Source organism: Methylocaldum marinum, assembly GCF_003584645.1.
Taxonomy (GTDB): Bacteria; Pseudomonadota; Gammaproteobacteria; order Methylococcales; family Methylococcaceae; genus Methylocaldum; species Methylocaldum marinum.
Genome location: NZ_AP017928.1, coordinates 3,847,488 through 3,865,197, shown reverse-complemented (window position 1 = coordinate 3,865,197; position 17,710 = coordinate 3,847,488). Strand labels below are relative to the sequence as shown.

Here is a 17,710-nt window from a genome sequence, read left to right as displayed (position 1 = left end):
GTGACGACACCGAAAATCCGCTCTCGAGCCCAGGGCTTTACCCTGATCGAACTGATGATCGCGCTCGGCGTGGTCGGCATTCTCGCGGCTATCGCCTACCCGAGTTATCGTGAACAGATACGAAAAAGTCACCGTAGCGAAGCAAAAAGCGTTCTGTTGCAGAACGCCCAATTCCTGGAGCGTAACTTCACCGCCAACAATTGCTATCACCGGACCGACGGCGATTGCGGTGCGGGCGCTTCCATAGAGTTGCCCTGGACCAAGGTGGCGGATTCCGACGGAGTGGCGCGTTACACCGTTCAGTTCGGGGACGGCGAGCCGACGCGCAATAGTTTCATCTTGGAGGCGGTGCCCACCGGAACGATGAGCGAGGATGACTGCGGCACTTTCACCCTAAACCACATGGGTGTGAAAAACATCAAGGACAAGCCGCAAGGGTCGACCAAAACCGTGGAACAATGCTGGCAGCGTTAAGGAAACACTGAATAAGCCCTCTTCCTCTGGGAGAGGGCATTCTGGATCAAGCGGATGTCCAAGCACCCTCTCTCAATTGGAGATTTAAACGGAGCTTCCTTAAGAGATCAGCGGTCCGAGTGTCCCAAGTCTTTGCCCGGTACGATCTCGTCCCTCACCCTTTGCTTGAGCTCTTTTGCCTCGGGGAAACGGCCCTCTCCCTTGCGGGACCATAACATCTTGCCGTCGTGGCGCACCTCGAATACCCCGCCGATACCGGGAATCAGCGCCACTTCGCCGATTTCCTGTTCGAAGGTGGTCAGAAGCTCCTGCGCCAGCCAGGCCGCGCGGAGCAGCCAACGGCACTGGGTACAGTATTCGATCTCGATGCGGGGTTTCGCGGACATTGCGTTTCCTCGTGACTTGTTCCAAATCGCTTTCAATCGGGCATTCATTTTCGTAGGTGGGTTAGGCGCACATCAGCACTGACCGATGACCGATCACGGCGCTTTGCGTGCGCCGTAACCCACCCAGCGACCTCGATTCGGCGGGTTACGCGGAGCCGAGGGGCCTATCCTGAGCTCCGTCGAAGGGCTAACCCACCTACGATGAATGTTCATCCGAATTCCGAATGGAATTCGATTTCGAGCCAGGGCCGCACTGCCTGCCAAAACAGCTTGGTTCCGACGATCAGTACGACTACCGCGAACATTCGCCTGAGCTTCCGCGTCGGCAACCGATGTGCGAGCCTCGCGCCCATGGGCGCAAACGGAATACTGGTGGTTACGATACCAGCAAAAGCCGGCAGGTAAACATAGCCGAGACTCCCGAGCGGCAATACGGTTTTATCCAGGCCCAGGGCGATATAAGTCAGAGAGCCGGCGACCGCTATGGGAAAACCGCAGGCGCTGGAAATGGCGACGGCGTTACGGATCGGAAATCGGCATTTGACCAGGAAAGGAACGCTCAGCGTCCCGCCGCCTATTCCGAGGATGGACGAAACCGACCCTATGGCGATGCCGGCAGCGGAATAGAGCCACCCGCCGGGCGTATGGGACCGACCTTCTTTGGCCTTGGTATCGATCGAGAGTCGAGCGGCGACGTAAAGCAGGAAAACGGCGAAAATCAGCTTGAACCCATGCGCCGGCAAGCGTTCTGCGATGATCGATCCGATGACCGAGCCGGCCAGGATTCCCGGTGCCATGCGGAATACCGTATGCCACTGAACGGCGCCCAGTCGGTGGTGTGCATAAACCGCGGAGACGGATGTGACCACGATGGTCGCAAGCGACGTCGCTACCGCCATGATCATGATGGAATCCGGCGGAAATCCCCGCAATGAGAAGAACCAGGCCAAAAACGGCACGATCACAACGCCCCCACCGATCCCGAACAAGCCGGATAACAGTCCGGCCAGCCCGCCGAAAGCCAGATAAAGTCCCAGTTCCATCCCCATGCGCTGCACGCCCGCGTTTAAAATGGAGCATGCTAACAGGAACCGAGATCCAAGCTGAAAACACATGAAAACATATCTTGTCGGCGGTGCCGTGAGAGATACCCTGCTCGGGCGACCGGTGGAAGAGCGCGACTGGGTGGTAGTGGGTGAAACGCCGGAAAGCATGATCGCGCAAGGCTTCAAGCCGGTCGGCAAGGACTTTCCCGTGTTCTTGCATCCGAAAACCCGCGAGGAATACGCGCTGGCCCGTACGGAACGGAAAACCGCGCCGGGTTACCGGGGCTTCGTCGTACACGCCGAGCCGGACGTGACCCTGGAGCAGGATTTGCTCCGCCGCGACTTGACCATCAACGCGATGGCTCTGGACGGGGACGGCCGGCTCATCGATCCCTACGGCGGCATGCGGGATTTGAAAAACCGAATACTGCGCCATGTTTCGCCCGCATTCGGCGAAGACCCGGTGCGCATTCTGCGCGTGGCCCGCTTCGCGGCCCGCTTCGCTACGCTCGGTTTTCGGATCGCCGAAGATACCTTCGATCTGATGCGGGACATGGTGGCCGCCGGCGAAGTGGACGCCCTGGTGCCGGAGCGAGTCTGGGCGGAAATGGCGCGTGCCTTGTCCGAGGCGGTTCCCCGCGCTTTTTTCGAAGTGCTGCGGGCGTGCGGCGCATTGGCCAGGCTGTGCCCGGAAATCGATCGGCTCTTCGGCATTCCGCAGCCGGCCGAACACCACCCGGAGATCGACACCGGCCTTCACACATTGCTGGTTCTGGACCAGGCGGCCCGGCTGAGCCCCGATCCGGTCGTACGTTTCGCCGCTTTGACGCATGATCTGGGCAAGGGGCTGACGCCCGAGGCCTTGTGGCCCAGGCATCACGGCCACGAAGAAGCGGGACTTGACGCACTGGTAAGCCTTTGCCAACGTCTGAGGGTGCCCAATGCTTACCGCAAGCTGGCGGAGAAAGTGATGCGCTATCACGGCCACTGTCACCGGGCTCTGGAACTGCGCCCGGCGACCGTGGTCGATCTGTTGCAGCGGCTCGACGCGCTGCGAAAGGGTGAGGCCCTGGATGAGTTTCTTCTCGCTTGCGAGGCGGATGCCAAAGGCCGACCCGGTTTCGAGAATCGGCCGTATCCGCAGGCGGAATGGCTCAGGACGGCGCGCGACGCAGCCTTGGCGATTCCGGTTCAGCCGCTGTTGGAGAAGGGATTCAAGGGCGAAAGCCTGGGTCTCGAACTGCGCCGGTTGAGGATCGAGGCCGTGAAGTCGTGCCGCCGGCAATTTTCGGAAGACCGCGCATGATGAACAATGCGGCGGTCGCACCGGCCCGCAAGAGCGTATCCATTTCGCTCGTACGGCAACGCAGGCTAGGCGGAAGCCGTTGGCGGCTTCGGCCGGGATGGATCGCCTCTAGTCTTTGTAGGTCGACAATCCCTTGCCGACGCATCCGTAAACCAAGCCGCGGCGTCGGGAAAGGATTCCCGACTTGTGGGATGCCCGGTCGTAGGTCGGCAATCCCTTGCCGACGCAGACGCTCGATCGGGCCGTGACGTCTCGCGTGGCAACACCAGGGGCCTTCAATCTCCGCGCACGAATCTCTGCCCCGCCCATGTCAGCAGCGATCCCGCGATGCCCGCGAGCAGCCAGGGCAGCGCAACCGAGAGGGCCATCAGGATTCCGTCCAGCAAGGCTATGCCGGCGAGCATGCCCGGGATTACCGGAAAGGAGAATGGGGTCGAACGCGCGTTTTCGCGGCGAGCCACCAGGCTGATGAGTACGACGTAGAAAAACTGTATGCCGCCGCCCAGCAGAACGAGCGGCGGCAGCCTATCGGTCAAGGCCAGCGACGTCACCGCGAAAACGAGGAAGCGACACGCGGCCATGAGCAGCACGCTCAGGGGATTGCGCTTGTGACGGAAGTCGTAGGCCACGATGGCTAACACGAGCATTAAGCCCGCGACAAGGCCGCTCGCATGGGGCGCGGCCGCGAGCAACAGCAGACCGGCGCCAAACAGCATCACCGTAACAATCAGCGCGGCTCTCTCCGACACCCGCCCGGACGGTATCGGCCGCGTAGGCCGGTGTGTCCTGTCGTGTTTCGCGTCGCATAAGTCGTTAAGACTCATTCCCGCCATGTAGAAACACGAGTTGGCCAGGACCGGCAGCAGGAACGACGCGGGGACGGCGCCGGTCGCGAGCAGGCTGGCGGCGAGAGCATTGGTCCAGACCGTCGGGAGGTTGCTGACCCGGCAAAGATCCAGATAGGACCTGATGGCTTTCATGGACTCAGAGTCTATTCCGGTAGATTCCGAAATCCTTCGACTATGCTCAGGACAGGCCCTTCGACTCGGCTCAGGGCAAACGGCCTACCGAGATAGGCCCTAAGCCGCGAACACGTGGTGCAACAGTAGCGCGTAGACATCGGTCGCCTCGATGGCATCCCGGTCGAGAAGCCGGGGAGCCGTGGTCATGAATAGAGGACCGTCATCCGGATGGTCGGTGACGCGGCCGTGGGAGCCTTGCACGAGATTCGCGTCCAATGGCGTGACGTCCATCAGGTAGCGAAAACCCAATGCCTTCCTGGCGAGCGTCGTGGCCACCTTGAGCTTGGGAAAGCGAATGGCGGGGTCGAGAAACAGTTCGCACGGGTCATAGCCGGGCTTGGCATGGATGTTCACGGTGCGGGCGTAGTCGGGCGCCATACGGTCATCCAGCCACCAGTAGTAGGTGAACCAACTGTCGGCGGCGGCGATCAGCACCAGTTCGCCGGAGCGCTCATGGTCCAGGCCGCAAGCCTTCTTGCCGGCTTCGTCCAGCACCTGATCCACACCCGGCAGATCGGCGAACAGCTCGCGAACCTGCGGAAGGTCGCGTCGATCCCGCACGTAGACGTGGCATATCTGATGGTCGGCCACGGCGAAAGCGCGGCTGGTTCCGGGGTCGAGATATTCCCGGCCGAGGTCGACCTTCAGGGAAACGAGTCCTGCCTCCCTGAGCCTGCGGTTGGGATGAATGGGACGGCTGACCGGCGTGATCCCGTACTCCGAAAGTATCACGACGCGGCAATTCCGTTCCTGAAAGTAATCGAGCATCCGGCCGCAGAGCGCATCGGTCTCCGCCAGGTCCGAGTCGATGGCGCCGTTCGGACCTTGTTTCTGCAGGCAATAATCCAGGTGGGGCAGGTAAACCAGCTGCAGGGTCGGCCGATACTGTTCCTCGATGGCCATGGCCGCTTTCCCTATCCATTCGCTGGAGACGATCGAGGTCGCCGGTCCCCAGAATCGGAACAGGGGGAACCGGCCGAAGGCGCGGTTGAATTGTTCGCGCAAATGAAGCGGCGAACTATAGCAGTCCGGGAGCTTCCGGCCATCGGCGCAATAAAGGGGACGCGGCGTGACCGTGACGTCGGCATCGGTGTTCATGGCATACCACCAGAAGGTGTTGGCCACGGTGAAAGCCGGATCGCGCCTGCGGGCCTCGTGCCAGATCTTTTCACCCTGCACCAGCCGGTTTGACTGGCGCCAGAAAAGGACTTCGCCCAGGTTGCGGAAATACCAGCCGTTGCCGACGATGCCGTGGCCGGCGGGCAGCCGCCCGGTCAGATAGGTCGCCTGCACCGGGCAGGTCACGGCCGGTACGATGGTACGGATGGGAATGCTGTGCGGAAGCAGGGCCGACAAGCGCGGCGTGCGGGCGCCGCCCAGCAGATTTCGGGTCAGCCCGACGACATTAATGACGACGGTTCGTTGCAAGGATTCGGGCCTCGAGCCAGCGGAGTTCACGCACGATCGATTCGGTTACCGACTCGCCGCGCAGTTCGGGGGGCAGTACACCCCAGGTGTAGGTTTCCACTTCCAGCAGCACGTCCGGCGGCAGCAGCGGCAGAATCGCCTCCAGAAACGGGCGGGTCGTGCCGCATTCCCCTATCCCCGCGATGAAAATGGGCACGTGGAAATGGCAGCGCCATTCATCGCCCGGTGCGGCCGGGTGCCGGATGCGGGCATCCGGCAGGTCGGGATAGCGGTGGATTTCGCCATTGCGGTCCCTGACGACCACCTGATGCAGATAGCAGGGCTCGTCGAAGCGGTCCAGCAGTTCCGAAGCGGGCGCGGTCAGGCTGAGAGCCGACGACACCTGGACCTTGGCGAACCGGATTCCGGCCGCGGCCAGCCCGGCCAGAGAGTCGGCGGGATCTTCGAACTCCACGGCCTGGTGGCAGCAGTCATAGCAAATGCCGATCAGGCTGCGCATTTCGTCGGGCAGGGCCAAAAGCTCGAAGAAACGGCAGACCTCGTCCGTGGTTTCCAGCAGGCATCCCGGTTCCGGCTCCAGGGCCAGGACGATTTCCCTTCCCCGCGCCTGCCGCAATTCCGCCAGGTGGCTCAGAACGGCCGTAATCTGACCTCTTACCGCGGGCAGATCTTCCCAGCCGAGCGCGCCCTTGTACCCGATCGGGACGGTGGAAATCGAGCCGGTCATGCCCTCGGGCAGCCAGCCGGCCAAGAGGTCGGCCAGACGCACGGTATAAGCCGTACGATCCGGGCTGCGCCAATCGGGCAGGTACACTTGTTCCTTCACCCGCTCGCCGTGGAAAGAACCGTAGGGAAAACCGTTAAGCGAGGGAACGTAACAGTCGTTCCGCCGCAGCCAGGCGGTGAATCGTTGATTCTCTCCCTCGTCCAGCTCCATCGCGGCCCGGCGGGAGAGGCGCAGGCCTATGGGAAACAAAAGCCCCGGCGAAAGCGCGGCCTTGACCGCCGGAACGTAACGTTGCAGCGCCGCGAACGTATCCGCCCAGTCTTCGCCCGGGTGGATGTTCGTGCAATAGGTGATCGGTCGGCTCGGGAACTCGGACATTCAAAAAGGACGCCATTGCGCTTTCATCGGAAGCTGTTTTTCGCCATGCCTGACGCCGCGGTGGCCGCGTTATTCGATCACCAGGTCGTCCGCCGAGCGTGCACTTCGCCGCGCTTCGACGACCGGTGGACGTCCGCCGCGCAGTATCGAGTTACCCTCGTACAGGGTTCGCTGATCGATCGGCGGCGGATTGAGCCAATCTTCCTCGCTCATCTGACCGCTCTGCCCATAGGCCTCCAGCGCGTTCCGGTAGCAGGCGAGTCGTACATGCTCTTCCGGAACGCCGCTTTGCAGCGCCAATTTGGCCGTCTTGGCGACCGCCAAAGGCTCGGAAATCCCCCAGTCGCAGGCGGAGTCGACGATGATCCGGTCCGCGCCGTAGTGACGCAGGATTTCGACCATGCGCGCGTTGCCCATCTTGGTACAGGGATAAATCGAGAATGCAGCCCAGAAACCCCGGTCCAGGACTTCCCTGACGGTCTCCTCGTTGTTGTGGTCGATGATGACCTTGCCCGGTTCCAGGCCGTGTTCGATGCAAACGTCCATCGACCGCGTCGTTCCCCTTTTCTTGTCGCGGTGCGGGGTATGAATCATGACCGGCAGGTCGAGCTCCCTAGCCAGGTCGAGCTGAAGTCTGAAATATTTGTCCTCCAGCGGCGTTTGCTCGTCGTAGCCGATTTCGCCTATGGCGACCACGCCTTCCTTCAACGCAAAGCGCGGAATCAGGTCCATCACCGCCTCGGCCAGTTCCTCGTTGTTCGCCTCCTTGGAATTGAGACCCACCGTGCAGTAATGACGTATCCCGAACTGGCTCGCCCGGAACCGTTCGAACCCCACCAGCGTGGACAGGTAGTCGAGATACGAGCCGACATTGGTGCGCGGCTGCCCCAGCCAGAACGCGGGCTCGATGACCGCCACCACGCCCGACGCGGCCATGGCCTCGTAGTCGTCGGTGGTGCGGGAGATCATGTGAGCGTGTGCGTCGATGAACTTCATGGTGTCGTCGTCTCCTAGCCTCATGGCACATCCTGTTGGTTTGCAGTCGGTTTATTCAAGTTCGGCCCAGGTGAGTCTGCCGGAATCGATAGCCTGCGCAATCTCCGGCATCCGTTCGAGCAACGCGGCCGCGGCCGGATCGGGACTGGCGGACAGGGCCAGCGCCGCCGCCCGCCGCTCCAGCGGAGTGCCCGAGCACACCACGCGCGCCAGGTCCTCCAGCGCGTCGCCCCGGGCAAACCCCCCGACGCAGCGCCACAACTCGTGCGGAACCGGCCGGTCCGCGGCCCAGCGTTCGTGGGCGAAGTCCAGCAATATCCGCGCGAGTTCGTCGTTGACGCGCTCATCCAGCCCTTCGATGGGCGCCAGGCCGCTGCCTATGAAAAGCGCCTTCAACACCATGTGGTTCCAGCGATGAGTATCGAAGTACCGCTTCGGATAGGGATTATGGTGAGCGATCGCCTCGAACACCGAGCGCATGTTGGTGCGCAATCCTTCGCCGACCTGAGGCTCCAGGGCCGCCGGTTCCGGATACAGGGGCAAACCGCGGTACAGCGAGATCGCCTCCGCCACGTCGGCGGTCCGGCACAGGGCGCAAAATCGCCGCGCGAAATCCGGGTTGCTGCCGGGTAGCCTCGCGAGCAGCAGAATCCGTCCCGCATCGACCAGGCTCCAATCGCCGGGCTTCCAGCCCTCCAGGCAATGCGCGGCCGCGCCGGCATCGTCCGCCGATAAGGCCAGGCTCTTCTTGCCGAGCCGCCTCGGCATCAGGCCGAATGCCGTATATAGAGCCCGGTCCCCGGAATCCGATCGGAGCAGCGAGACCTGCTCTTCGAACCATGTCCTGGCGGCCTCGTCGATTCGCCGAAAAAGCCAGTCTCGCAGTAAGGCTATGGCGGCGTTCCGCCCCGATTCGATATTCACTTCGGCTTTCATCCCTTTCAGCAACCCTTGTCCCTAAAACTAAAATATTCGGCGATCATCCTCGGGACAGGCCCTTCGACGGAACGGGCTCGGCCAACATCGCGATGCATTGTTTCATCAGCGGAATATCGATCCGATGCGCATCGACTTTTCGGCCGATTCCTTCCAGCAGGGGTATCGACAACGCCCCGCCGAGATGTTCGCGGAATTCCGCCAAGGCCGCCTCCGGATCGAGCCGCGGCAATGCCGGATGGTTGAGCTCGAAACCCAAGGTTTCCAAAAGCGTCAGAATCCGATGCAGGTCCGGATCGCCGAGCAGGCCGACACCATGCGAGTAGAGGGAATCAACGGCGATGCCTATGGCCACGGCCTCGCCGTGCCTGATGTCACCACCGGTGAGTTCCTCGAGCTTGTGCGCGATCCAATGGCCGAAATCCAGCGGTCTCGATGACCCGCTCTCGAACGGATCGCCGCTGCGGCTTATGTGCCGGACGTGCAACTCGGCACAGCGGAAGATCATGTTTTCCATGACCGCCGGGATGAACCGGGAAAGGCCGGTCCGCTCCCGGTACAGAAAATCGAAAAACTCGCGATCCTGAATGAGCGCGACCTTGACCGCTTCGGCGATGCCGGCGCGCAAATCGCGCGCCGGGAGACTTTCCAGAAAGACGGAATCGTTGATGACGGCGAACGGCGGGGCGAACGTTCCGATGAAGTTTTTCCGCCCGAATGCGTTGATGCCGTTCTTCACCCCGACGCCGGCATCATTCTGAGCCAGCACCGTCGTCGGCAGCCTGATGAGCCGGACCCCGCGGTGAGCCGTCGCGGCCGCGTAGCCCACCGCATCCAGCACCGCGCCGCCGCCGATCGCGATGATGAACGAATGGCGGCAGAGCTTGTGGCGCTCGACCAGAGCGTGAATCCGGCCTACCTCGGAACGGTCGTTCTTGCAGTTTTCCCCGCCTTTCATCAGAAACGGCGGAGCGACCAGGCGCATCACCCGCTTATGGGTCTCGCCGTAGCGCTCGATGCTCGCCGACAGGCCGGGGTTCAAGCGAAGGACCTCGCTGTCGACGACGACCAGCACGCGATTCTGCGCATGACCGCTCCGGGCCATGACATCGAGCAGTACCGTATTGCCGGCGTCGAATACCGTTCGGGTGAAGATCACCGGGAACGAATAGCTGACGGTAAACCGTTGATCGATGATCCGCTGCATCACGGGCTGCCCGACAACCGAGCCAGGCTCGGCTGTGGGGCGTTTCGGGCTTGAATGCGCGTTGGCGTGTGCCGGCATGGGACGCTCCTGAGCTCAATTCAGACGAGAACCGGTTTCATTCGGCGCGGTTTCGGCAATCCGCGACTCGCCCAGGCGGTGAGCGGCTTCGTGCGTTGTGATGCCTTCCCGTTCCGCTTTTTCGAAAATTTCGAGCAAGGTGTCGTGAATGCGGTCAACGTGGCTCAACGCCTTTTCTTCCTCGTACCCGATCATTTCGTGGTACACGTTGATCAGTCCGCCGGCGTTGATGACGTAGTCGGGGCAATACAAAATTCCCTTTTGCTTCAGCCCATGACTGTCAGCCTGCTCGTCTTCAAGCTGATTGTTGGCGCAGCCGGCGATAATGGAGGCCTTGAGCCGGGGTATGGTCGTCCCGTTCAACACCCCGCCCAGGGCGCAAGGAGAAAAGACATCCGCATCCCGGGAAAAAATCTGGTCCGGTTCGACGGCCGCGGCTTCATAGAGCCGCGTCATCTCCTCGGTCCTGGCCTCGTCGACATCGCTGACGATCAGCTCCGCGCCCTGCTCATGCAGGAGTCGGCACAGGTTCTTGCCGACATTTCCGAGCCCTTGAATCGCCACCTTCAAGCGGTAAAGGTCTCGCCGCCCCAGCCGATATCGAACCGCTGCCCTGATCCCCTGCAGGACCCCGAGCGCCGTGAGCAGGGCCGGACCGCCGGATTTTTCGTCGGCACCGACCACGTACCGGGTTTCCTGGCGAATCTGGCGCACGTCCCGGGGCGTCAGATTGACGTCTTGCCCGGTGATGAAGCTTCCGTTCAGGCTATCCACAAAGCGTCCGTAAGCCTTCAGCAACTCGCCGGTTTTCTCCTCCGGCCGGGCGATAATGACCCCTTTTCCGCCGCCGACCGGAATATTGGCGCAGGCGGCCTTGTAAGTCATGCCGCGGCTGAGGCGCAATACATCTCGCAGCGCGTCGATTTCACTGGCGTAAGGCCACAAGCGCGTCGCTCCCATCGCCGCCCCGAAACCGGCGTTATGAATTGCGATAATGGCTCGCAACCCCGCCTTTTCATCGCGGCAAAAGAAAACTTTCTCATGCCCTGTCGTTTCGAGAATCTGGAATAAATTCATGTCGATTTCCTCTTCCTGTGAAATGAACGACTCGCCGACCCCTCATTTGTCGGACCCATAAACGCTCGCGAGCTTGTGAAACTCGGCCTTCGTCCGCAAAGGATTGCCGACCTTACGCCTCGATCGGTTGTCACTCCCGCCCCATCGATAGCTCGGGAATCCTTTCCCGGCTGCTGATTCCGTTCCGCATTCGAGTAAACATTAATCGTAGGATGGGGCGAGCCAAGCGAAACCCATCGAAGGTGGGTCGGCCCTTCGACTCGGCTCAGGACAGGCCCTTCGACGGTGTTGTGGAATCAGTTGCTCACGAATGGAGCACATCGGATGTACGCCTCACTGTCGAGCTGGTCGAGCAGGAACGAAGCGAGATCCTGCCGGCTGATCTTGGCGGACCGGGGTCTGTCCGTACTGACTCGAACACTCCCTCCCGCCGGCCCGTCGACCAGCCGTGGCGGTCTCGCGAGGATCCAGTCGATGCCGGGCTCCCCCAGGAGCACCTGTAGCTCCGCTTCCTTGTCCGCCACGGTGGCGGGCTGAAAGAAGCGGATCATCTTGCCGACGAGCTTGTCCCCGAATTTTTTCCGATCTCCCGGAAAATCGATCCCGGCTCCGGAAACGACGACATAGCGGCGGATTCCGGTTTCCTGCATGGTTCCGAGGACGAGCCTGGTGGCGGTGTTGCAGACATCGGCGGCATCGCCGCTGGGCCCGAGAGCGCTGACCACGGCATTCGAGCCTTCGAGAAGCCGCCTGACGGCACTGGGATCGTGCGCATCCCCTTCGATCAAGGCCAAACGTTCGTGCCGCAGATCCAGCTTTTTCGGATCGCGAGCCAGCCCACGCACGGAGTACCCCCGGTCCAGGGCGGATTGCGCCACCAGACGTCCGGTACGGCCGGTCACCCCTAGCACAGCAATTTTCATAATATTCGACGTCCTATTCGATGCGGTCCGACAATAAGGTCTGGGCCAGGATATAGCCGGAAGCCCCGCTCACGGCCGGCCCCGGCCAGGTTGCGGCACCGACCTGGAACAGCTTCTCAAAGGCCGTGTGGTGATTGGAGCGGAACAGGTGATATTCGGCGATGCTCCGTGGTGCGCTGGAGATCGCGCCGGGCCCCGCATTGGGATTGGAAACGGCCAACTCGGCCGGACTGACGATGGCCATGGCCTTGATCGAGGACAGCAGGTTGGGCACGTGCCGCGCGACGATGCGGAGCATGCGATCGGCGAAGCGCCGTTTTACCTCGGTCGTCCATTCGCCTTCGCCGACATCGATTTCTCCGGCGGCGTCGCCACGAATCACGATCGGCGATTCGGCCGCCTGAACCCGCATTACGGCACAGCCTTCGGGAGCCCGCGACGGGTCCGGGAGCGAAGGAACATCCAGTCCGATGGTCGGCTCGGCCGGCAGCAGGCCGCGGGTCGCCTCGTTGACGCCTCGCGAGATGGCGTCGATGCCGGGCGTCAGATGAACGATTCCGGCCTCGGCGAGCCGCTGGTCGTTCCAGCGCGGCGGTTCCGAAAGCGCCAGGTGCAGCTGCACGAAACCGAAACCGTAGCGATGATTTTCCGCCTGTTGCCGGAGGTCCGGCGGAACCGCCGGCGTGTCGGCCAAAAGCTTGAGGTAGAGCTGATCCGGGTTGGTCGATGCGACCACGGCCCGTTCCGCGCGGAAGGTCTCGCCGGTCTCCGTGCGAACGCCGACCGCCTGCCCGCCCTCGACCAGGATCCGGCTCACCGAACGGCCGGCCAACAAGGTCCCGCCATGATGTTCGATCATCCGAACCAGGGCGTCCGTGAGTCCCGCCACGCCGCCGGCGACGATCGGGGCGCCCACCGCCTGCAGCGTTCCGCAGATGAGCGGCACCCACAGCGCGCTCTGCGCCGCATCGGGCCCGCGCCCGGCGTGCATGGGCCAGGAACCGAGCAATGCCCGCGTGACCGGCGAACGAAATCTCCGCTCCAGGAGCTCGCGCGAGCTCATCAGAAATTCCGACGCAAACGGCGAAGGCCCGGCGCCGGTCGATGAAACGAAGATTTCGCGCATCAGTTCGCTCGCGCGCGAAGTGCTCATATCGCTGCTGAAAAGCTCCCCGATCGCGGGTGCCACCTTGCCGAAGGTTTCCAGTATTCGGGTCCAGGCCTCGCCGTCGCCTCGGGCAAGCGTTTCGAATTCCTTGACGTTCTCGTCCATGGCCATGGACAACACGGCGGATTTTCCGTCCGCCATCGCGACACCGGTAGGCCGCGGGTACTTGAGGAAGCGAAGACCGAACGACTCCAGCTCGCTACCCAGCTCCGCGTGTATCGGGGAGGTCAGCCAGAGCGGGATGATGCTGGCATAGAGATCATGCCGAAAGCCCGGAAGCGTCGCCTCCTCGGTGCATACCCAGCCTCCGAAGTGTGCCTGCTGCTCCAGGAGCAGCACCCGCCATCCGGCCCTGGCCAGGTATGCCGCGGTAACGAGAGCGTTGTGCCCGGTTCCGATGAAGATCGCATCGTAGCTCGTATGTACGGACATCTCTCCTCCTTCAGGCTGTCCGGTATTCTTCGGTCGCGACGTAGCTGAAACCTCGCGCGAGACTTGCGACGTTGCCCGCCCGCGCCTCGGCGAGACGCTTGATATTCAAGTTCTCCGCGGCGATATCGTCGCGGGGGTAGGGTCGAGACCCGGCCTCTGCGACCGCAACGAAAGTCAGACGATGCAGAATGCACCCGCGCGCCGAAGGCTCTCCGAAGGCATGCGCGCAGGGCACGACCAATGCCAGGGTTCGCGTGCGCAGATTCGAATCTCGGTAGGCGGCCTCGTACTCGATCATGCACGAGTCCGAGAAGTCGTACGCCTGGGTCGCGAGAGTCAAAGGATGTCCGTACTCATCCAGAAACGTGCCCTGAGAAGGGGAGACCGCGCCCTGAGCGCGCCACAGATGGCCCCAGTCGGTCATGTTGGCGAGGTCCGTCAGGTAGCCGGTCAGCAGTTCGAACGGAGCGTCGACATAGACGCTGTGCGTCTTCACGCGGCAGCGGCCGGCCGCCGGACCACGCAGGCCGGCGCTGCGTTCGAGCGCGGCCTTGAGCGCGCGCGCTTCCGAGGTGTGTACGATGTCTATCCCTTCCATGATCAGCGGTGTCCTTCGCTTGGGACCGACAAAACTTATCCAGTGAAAGTAAACCCCGTTTTCGCTCGTTCCGGGCTCCGCGTAGTCCGACGGAAACAGGAATACGGGATACACGTGGTAGTACTGCTTGTATTCGAGGCCGCATTGCCACTCGAAACCCGCAAACGGAAGTCCTTCGAACCTCCGGATATGGTAATAAAGCGATTGCTGATAGCCGGAAGCCGTGCCGATCCAGGTATCTTCGTCCACCTGTTCCTTCATCCGGCTGTACAGGGTCCATTCTCCCAGTTTGGTCAAATCTTGCAGGTACCGAAAGGCAGTCTGCGGTTCCACGCCGATATACGCCGATGTCGCGAAAGTATTCTTTTCCACGGTGAGTTGCTCCTTATTTCGACGGACCGGCCAGTCCGTGATTCCGCGCCCCCGAGGGCGCCACCCGCTCCGCATCGATCTGAACGTCGACGACGAACGGACCCGATGCGGCCAGGGCCCGATCCAGCCCCGAATCCAGTTCGCTTTCGCGATCGACGCGAATGGCGTCCGCGCCCATGCCTTTTGCGATGGAGACGAAATCGGCCTTCGGGAAGGTTGCATCGGGGCCCGTCATCCGCAGCATCGCGAGGCCCTGAAAACACATGTTGTAACGCGCGTCGTTGAGCACGATCCACACCGCCGGCACCCGGTGCTTGGCCGCGGTATTGATCTCGTTGTTCATCAGCATCGCCCCGTCGCCGACGATGGCCACGGCTTTTCCGCCCGTCGCCAGGGCCGCGCCCACGACCCCGGCACTCATGTGCCCCATCGCCCCCACGCCGGTGCTCACGCGGTAACGCCCCGGCTCCGCGAAACGCAGCATACGCGTCGCCCAGGTAAAGGAGTTCCCCGATTCGGCCATCACGATGGCATCGCCGGCATCGACGATCTTGCGCTGAATCGCGGCCATGAGCGCTTCCGGGCGCACCCGCTGGCTGTCGCCCGCCGGGACGCTGCCCCAGTCCGGTCTGATCGGATTCGGTATCGCGGCTATCGGCTTGCGCCCCGGCAAGCGCCTGACCAGCGCCTGCACGAATGCGGCGATATCGGCTTGCACGGCCAGCGTGCTGACGTCGGGATAGGCCACGCCCGGCACATCGGGGTTGATGTCCACGTGAATGAATCCTTTCGACGGCACCAGCGCTCTGTTCCAGAACGAGGTCGGTTCACCCAGGCGCGTTCCGAGCACCAGAATCCGCTCGGGCTGTTCCCGCGCCATGTACTCGAAGACCGAAGCGTGTCCGGCAAGGCCCGTCACCCCGACGAATTGCGGGTGGTCCTCGGGGAAGATCCCTTTGCCGCGCGGCGAACACATGACCGCGGCGCCGGATCGTTCGGCCAGTTCGCGTATCGGGGCGGCAGCCTCGCGTGCACCGAAACCGACCCAGATGGCGAAGCTTCCGTCGCGCAGAACGTTTGCGCACCGCTCGAGCAGCTCTTCGCCGGGCAGGTCGTTGGCTACGAGCAGCGTCGGGCTTGGAACCGGTACTCCGGGCAAACGCTGAACGTCGCTGGGCAGGCAGAGATGCGCGACGAACCCGCCCTTGCGCGCCAAACCGTGGGCAACCCTGCGAGCAACCTGCGGCAACTGACCCGGATGCTCGATCACGCAGGCATAGTCCATCAAAGCGCCGGGCGTGAACAGGCCATCGACCGGAAACGTTTGTCCGGACGTTTCCTGGATGCATCCCCGCCCTCGCTGTGGCGCGGCGGTGTAAGCGGAGACCAGGATTACCTTGGCCCCATCGTCGCGAGCGGCAAGAATTCCCGTGAGCGCATTGGTAATGCCCGGCCCCGTCGTGGTGAACACGACCACCGGCACGCCCGTCGCAAAATACGCTTCCGCGGCCGCGAAGGCGGCACCGGCTTCGTGCCGAAAGTGCACGACATCGAGCGCCACGGACATGGCCCGCCACAGATTGGCCATGGCCGCTCCCGACACGCCGAAGGCGTGCCGGATTCCGAACTGCCTTAGATAGGCGACGAGCGAATCGGCCACCATCCGATGTTCGGCCGTCGACGCAAGATCTTCACCGTTCTCCACGACATCCAAGGTTTCTCTAAAAGCATCCATGATTAATCTTCCCTTTCGCTTCAAAGACGTATCAACTCGGCCTCATGGGCCGAGATGCCATGATTTATGACGTAAACCTCGCCATAACGATCGACCGCGATCGCGGTGGGATGCACCAGCCCTTGAGAAGCGAGGATGGTCCTCGTTCCGTCGGGAGCGACGCGAATAACGGCGCCGGTCGTATCCTGTGACGCCAAACCGTTGGTAGCCATCTCCAGCACGTACAGACTGCCGTCCGGCCCAAAGGCGATATCGATGATATTGGTGAATCCGTCTGCATAGACCGTAGGTTCGCCGGTTCGGCCGAAACGGAACACCCGTGCGGCGCCCTTGGGATAGGGAAAGCCGGTGAACTCCGCGACGTAGTGCGCGCGATCCGGGCCCTCGATGATGACCGTCGGCACCGACTGCACCGGCAAGGTGGAACCCGGCGGCAAACCCAGGAACGGCGGTGCCGGAAAGTCCCGCGTCGGGAACACGTAACGCAGGGATACCCGCCGGTTCGGGCGGACCCTGAGTACCGAATTTCCTGCCGCATCCACCGCGTAGAGAGAATGGGCAGGGCCGAACGCCAGGCCGGAAGGATTCGTCTCCAGGCCTTCCTCGCCGTCCGGATTGCGTTTGTCCTCGAAGGCGGAAAGATCGGCGACCGCATGGCTAGGTGCCCGTGGAACAAGGGGGATGCGCAGGATTTGTCCGAATCGCCAGTCGGCTTGTGAAATGACCGCTCGTCGTTCGGAATCTCCGGCGTTGCCGAAACTCACGAACAGCGAATTCCCGTGGAGTACGGCGTGCGAGGGCCCGATGGCGGAATCGCCATTAGGACCCGCGAGCGAAGGCAGGCCGGTGATGGGCCGATCCAGTTTGCCGTTTACGATGCGCGCGATCGAAGCCGTGGCGCCGTAACAATCATCGAAATCACCGTTAAAACTCGGAACACAGGGCCCCGCTCCACCTACGCCTGCTTCAAGGACGTAAATCGTCCTGGCCTTATCGTTCTTGAGGAGAATGTCCCGCGGGTTGGATAGGCCACCGGCGATCACCGTAAAAGGGCCGTCGCTGGCCGGTTCCGGCGCCTGATGAACTCCCCCGCGCGGCCCGGCAAACGCAAAATTTCCGTTCGGCGCCAGGAGAACGATCGAAAGAACGAGCGCCCACACCTGGATGTTACTGCGCATGACTCGATTCATTTGGTTTTTCATGAATAGTTTCCTTGTCAACTACATCAACGATTCCGGACGAATCATCTTGGCGCAAGCGCAAGGTAACCGACACCTTGTTTGCCAAGATGGGTTTCGCTTAGTGCTTCACAATCCAGATGTTATGCCGATCGCACCGGTGCGGTCCTGCCTACACCCGGGCCGCTGATCGAACGCTCCTTTTTACCGGGACAAACCGATAGCGGCATTGATAAATTGTCA

The 17,710-nt window shown here is 62.2% G+C and carries 16 protein-coding genes; 2 read left to right on the top strand and 14 right to left on the bottom strand.

Going from position 1 to position 17,710, the window contains the following annotated elements:
- Positions 1-474: a type IV pilin protein gene (locus tag sS8_RS17115; RefSeq protein ID WP_119630747.1), complete on the top strand. Its 474-nt coding sequence runs from the start codon at positions 1-3 to the stop codon at positions 472-474.
- Between the two features lie 107 nt (positions 475-581).
- On the opposite strand, the gene sS8_RS17110 is transcribed toward sS8_RS17115, so the two are convergent.
- Both sS8_RS17110 and sS8_RS17105 read right to left on the bottom strand, forming a co-directional pair.
- Complete coding sequence (locus sS8_RS17110; RefSeq protein WP_119630745.1) at positions 582-860, bottom strand: SelT/SelW/SelH family protein; 279 nt, start codon at positions 858-860, stop codon at positions 582-584.
- Between the two features lie 209 nt (positions 861-1,069).
- Complete coding sequence (locus sS8_RS17105; protein ID WP_232020343.1) at positions 1,070-1,909, bottom strand: sulfite exporter TauE/SafE family protein; 840 nt, start codon at positions 1,907-1,909, stop codon at positions 1,070-1,072.
- A gap of 64 nt (positions 1,910-1,973) precedes the next feature.
- On the opposite strand from sS8_RS17105, the gene sS8_RS17100 reads away from it, so the two are divergent.
- Positions 1,974-3,212, top strand: a complete 1,239-nt coding sequence (locus sS8_RS17100) for a multifunctional CCA addition/repair protein (protein ID WP_119630741.1) — start codon at positions 1,974-1,976, stop codon at positions 3,210-3,212.
- A gap of 275 nt (positions 3,213-3,487) precedes the next feature.
- Here sS8_RS17100 and sS8_RS17095 read toward each other — a convergent pair whose 3' ends face one another.
- The 12 genes from sS8_RS17095 to sS8_RS17040 form a co-directional block, all read right to left on the bottom strand.
- The gene (locus sS8_RS17095; RefSeq protein ID WP_119630739.1) at positions 3,488-4,192 is read right to left on the bottom strand and encodes a UbiA family prenyltransferase; all 705 of its coding nucleotides are present in this window, start codon (positions 4,190-4,192) and stop codon (positions 3,488-3,490) included.
- Between the two features lie 99 nt (positions 4,193-4,291).
- Positions 4,292-5,662: an alkaline phosphatase family protein gene (locus sS8_RS17090; protein ID WP_119630737.1), complete on the bottom strand. Its 1,371-nt coding sequence runs from the start codon at positions 5,660-5,662 to the stop codon at positions 4,292-4,294.
- The gene (gene eboE, locus sS8_RS17085) at positions 5,640-6,767 is read right to left on the bottom strand and encodes a metabolite traffic protein EboE (protein WP_119630735.1); all 1,128 of its coding nucleotides are present in this window, start codon (positions 6,765-6,767) and stop codon (positions 5,640-5,642) included. The genes sS8_RS17090 and eboE overlap by 23 nt, the downstream gene beginning before the upstream one ends.
- 69 nt (positions 6,768-6,836) lie before the next feature.
- A complete protein-coding gene (locus sS8_RS17080) occupies positions 6,837-7,787 on the bottom strand; it encodes a TatD family hydrolase (RefSeq protein ID WP_197716551.1) in 951 nt (316 codons plus the stop codon).
- Between the two features lie 27 nt (positions 7,788-7,814).
- Positions 7,815-8,699, bottom strand: a complete 885-nt coding sequence (locus tag sS8_RS17075) for an EboA domain-containing protein (protein ID WP_119630733.1) — start codon at positions 8,697-8,699, stop codon at positions 7,815-7,817.
- 43 nt (positions 8,700-8,742) lie between these two features.
- A complete protein-coding gene (locus sS8_RS17070) occupies positions 8,743-9,984 on the bottom strand; it encodes a 3-dehydroquinate synthase (protein ID WP_197716550.1) in 1,242 nt (413 codons plus the stop codon).
- 15 nt (positions 9,985-9,999) lie between these two features.
- A complete protein-coding gene (locus tag sS8_RS17065; protein WP_119630731.1) occupies positions 10,000-11,061 on the bottom strand; it encodes a Glu/Leu/Phe/Val dehydrogenase dimerization domain-containing protein in 1,062 nt (353 codons plus the stop codon).
- A gap of 296 nt (positions 11,062-11,357) precedes the next feature.
- Positions 11,358-11,984, bottom strand: coding sequence for an NAD(P)-dependent oxidoreductase (locus sS8_RS17060; protein ID WP_119630729.1), 627 nt, complete (start codon positions 11,982-11,984; stop codon positions 11,358-11,360).
- A gap of 13 nt (positions 11,985-11,997) precedes the next feature.
- Entirely contained in the window at positions 11,998-13,584 is a 1,587-nt protein-coding gene (locus sS8_RS17055) for a phytoene desaturase family protein (protein WP_119630727.1), read from the bottom strand.
- Positions 13,585-13,594: 10 nt separating this feature from the next.
- The gene (scyC, locus tag sS8_RS17050) at positions 13,595-14,554 is read right to left on the bottom strand and encodes a scytonemin biosynthesis cyclase/decarboxylase ScyC (RefSeq protein ID WP_119632860.1); all 960 of its coding nucleotides are present in this window, start codon (positions 14,552-14,554) and stop codon (positions 13,595-13,597) included.
- A gap of 13 nt (positions 14,555-14,567) precedes the next feature.
- Entirely contained in the window at positions 14,568-16,289 is a 1,722-nt protein-coding gene (locus sS8_RS17045; RefSeq protein ID WP_119630725.1) for a thiamine pyrophosphate-dependent enzyme, read from the bottom strand.
- 20 nt (positions 16,290-16,309) lie between these two features.
- Positions 16,310-17,491 (bottom strand): ScyD/ScyE family protein, encoded by a 1,182-nt coding sequence (locus tag sS8_RS17040; protein WP_119630723.1) that lies wholly within the window; start codon positions 17,489-17,491, stop codon positions 16,310-16,312.
- Positions 17,492-17,710 lie beyond the last annotated feature (219 nt).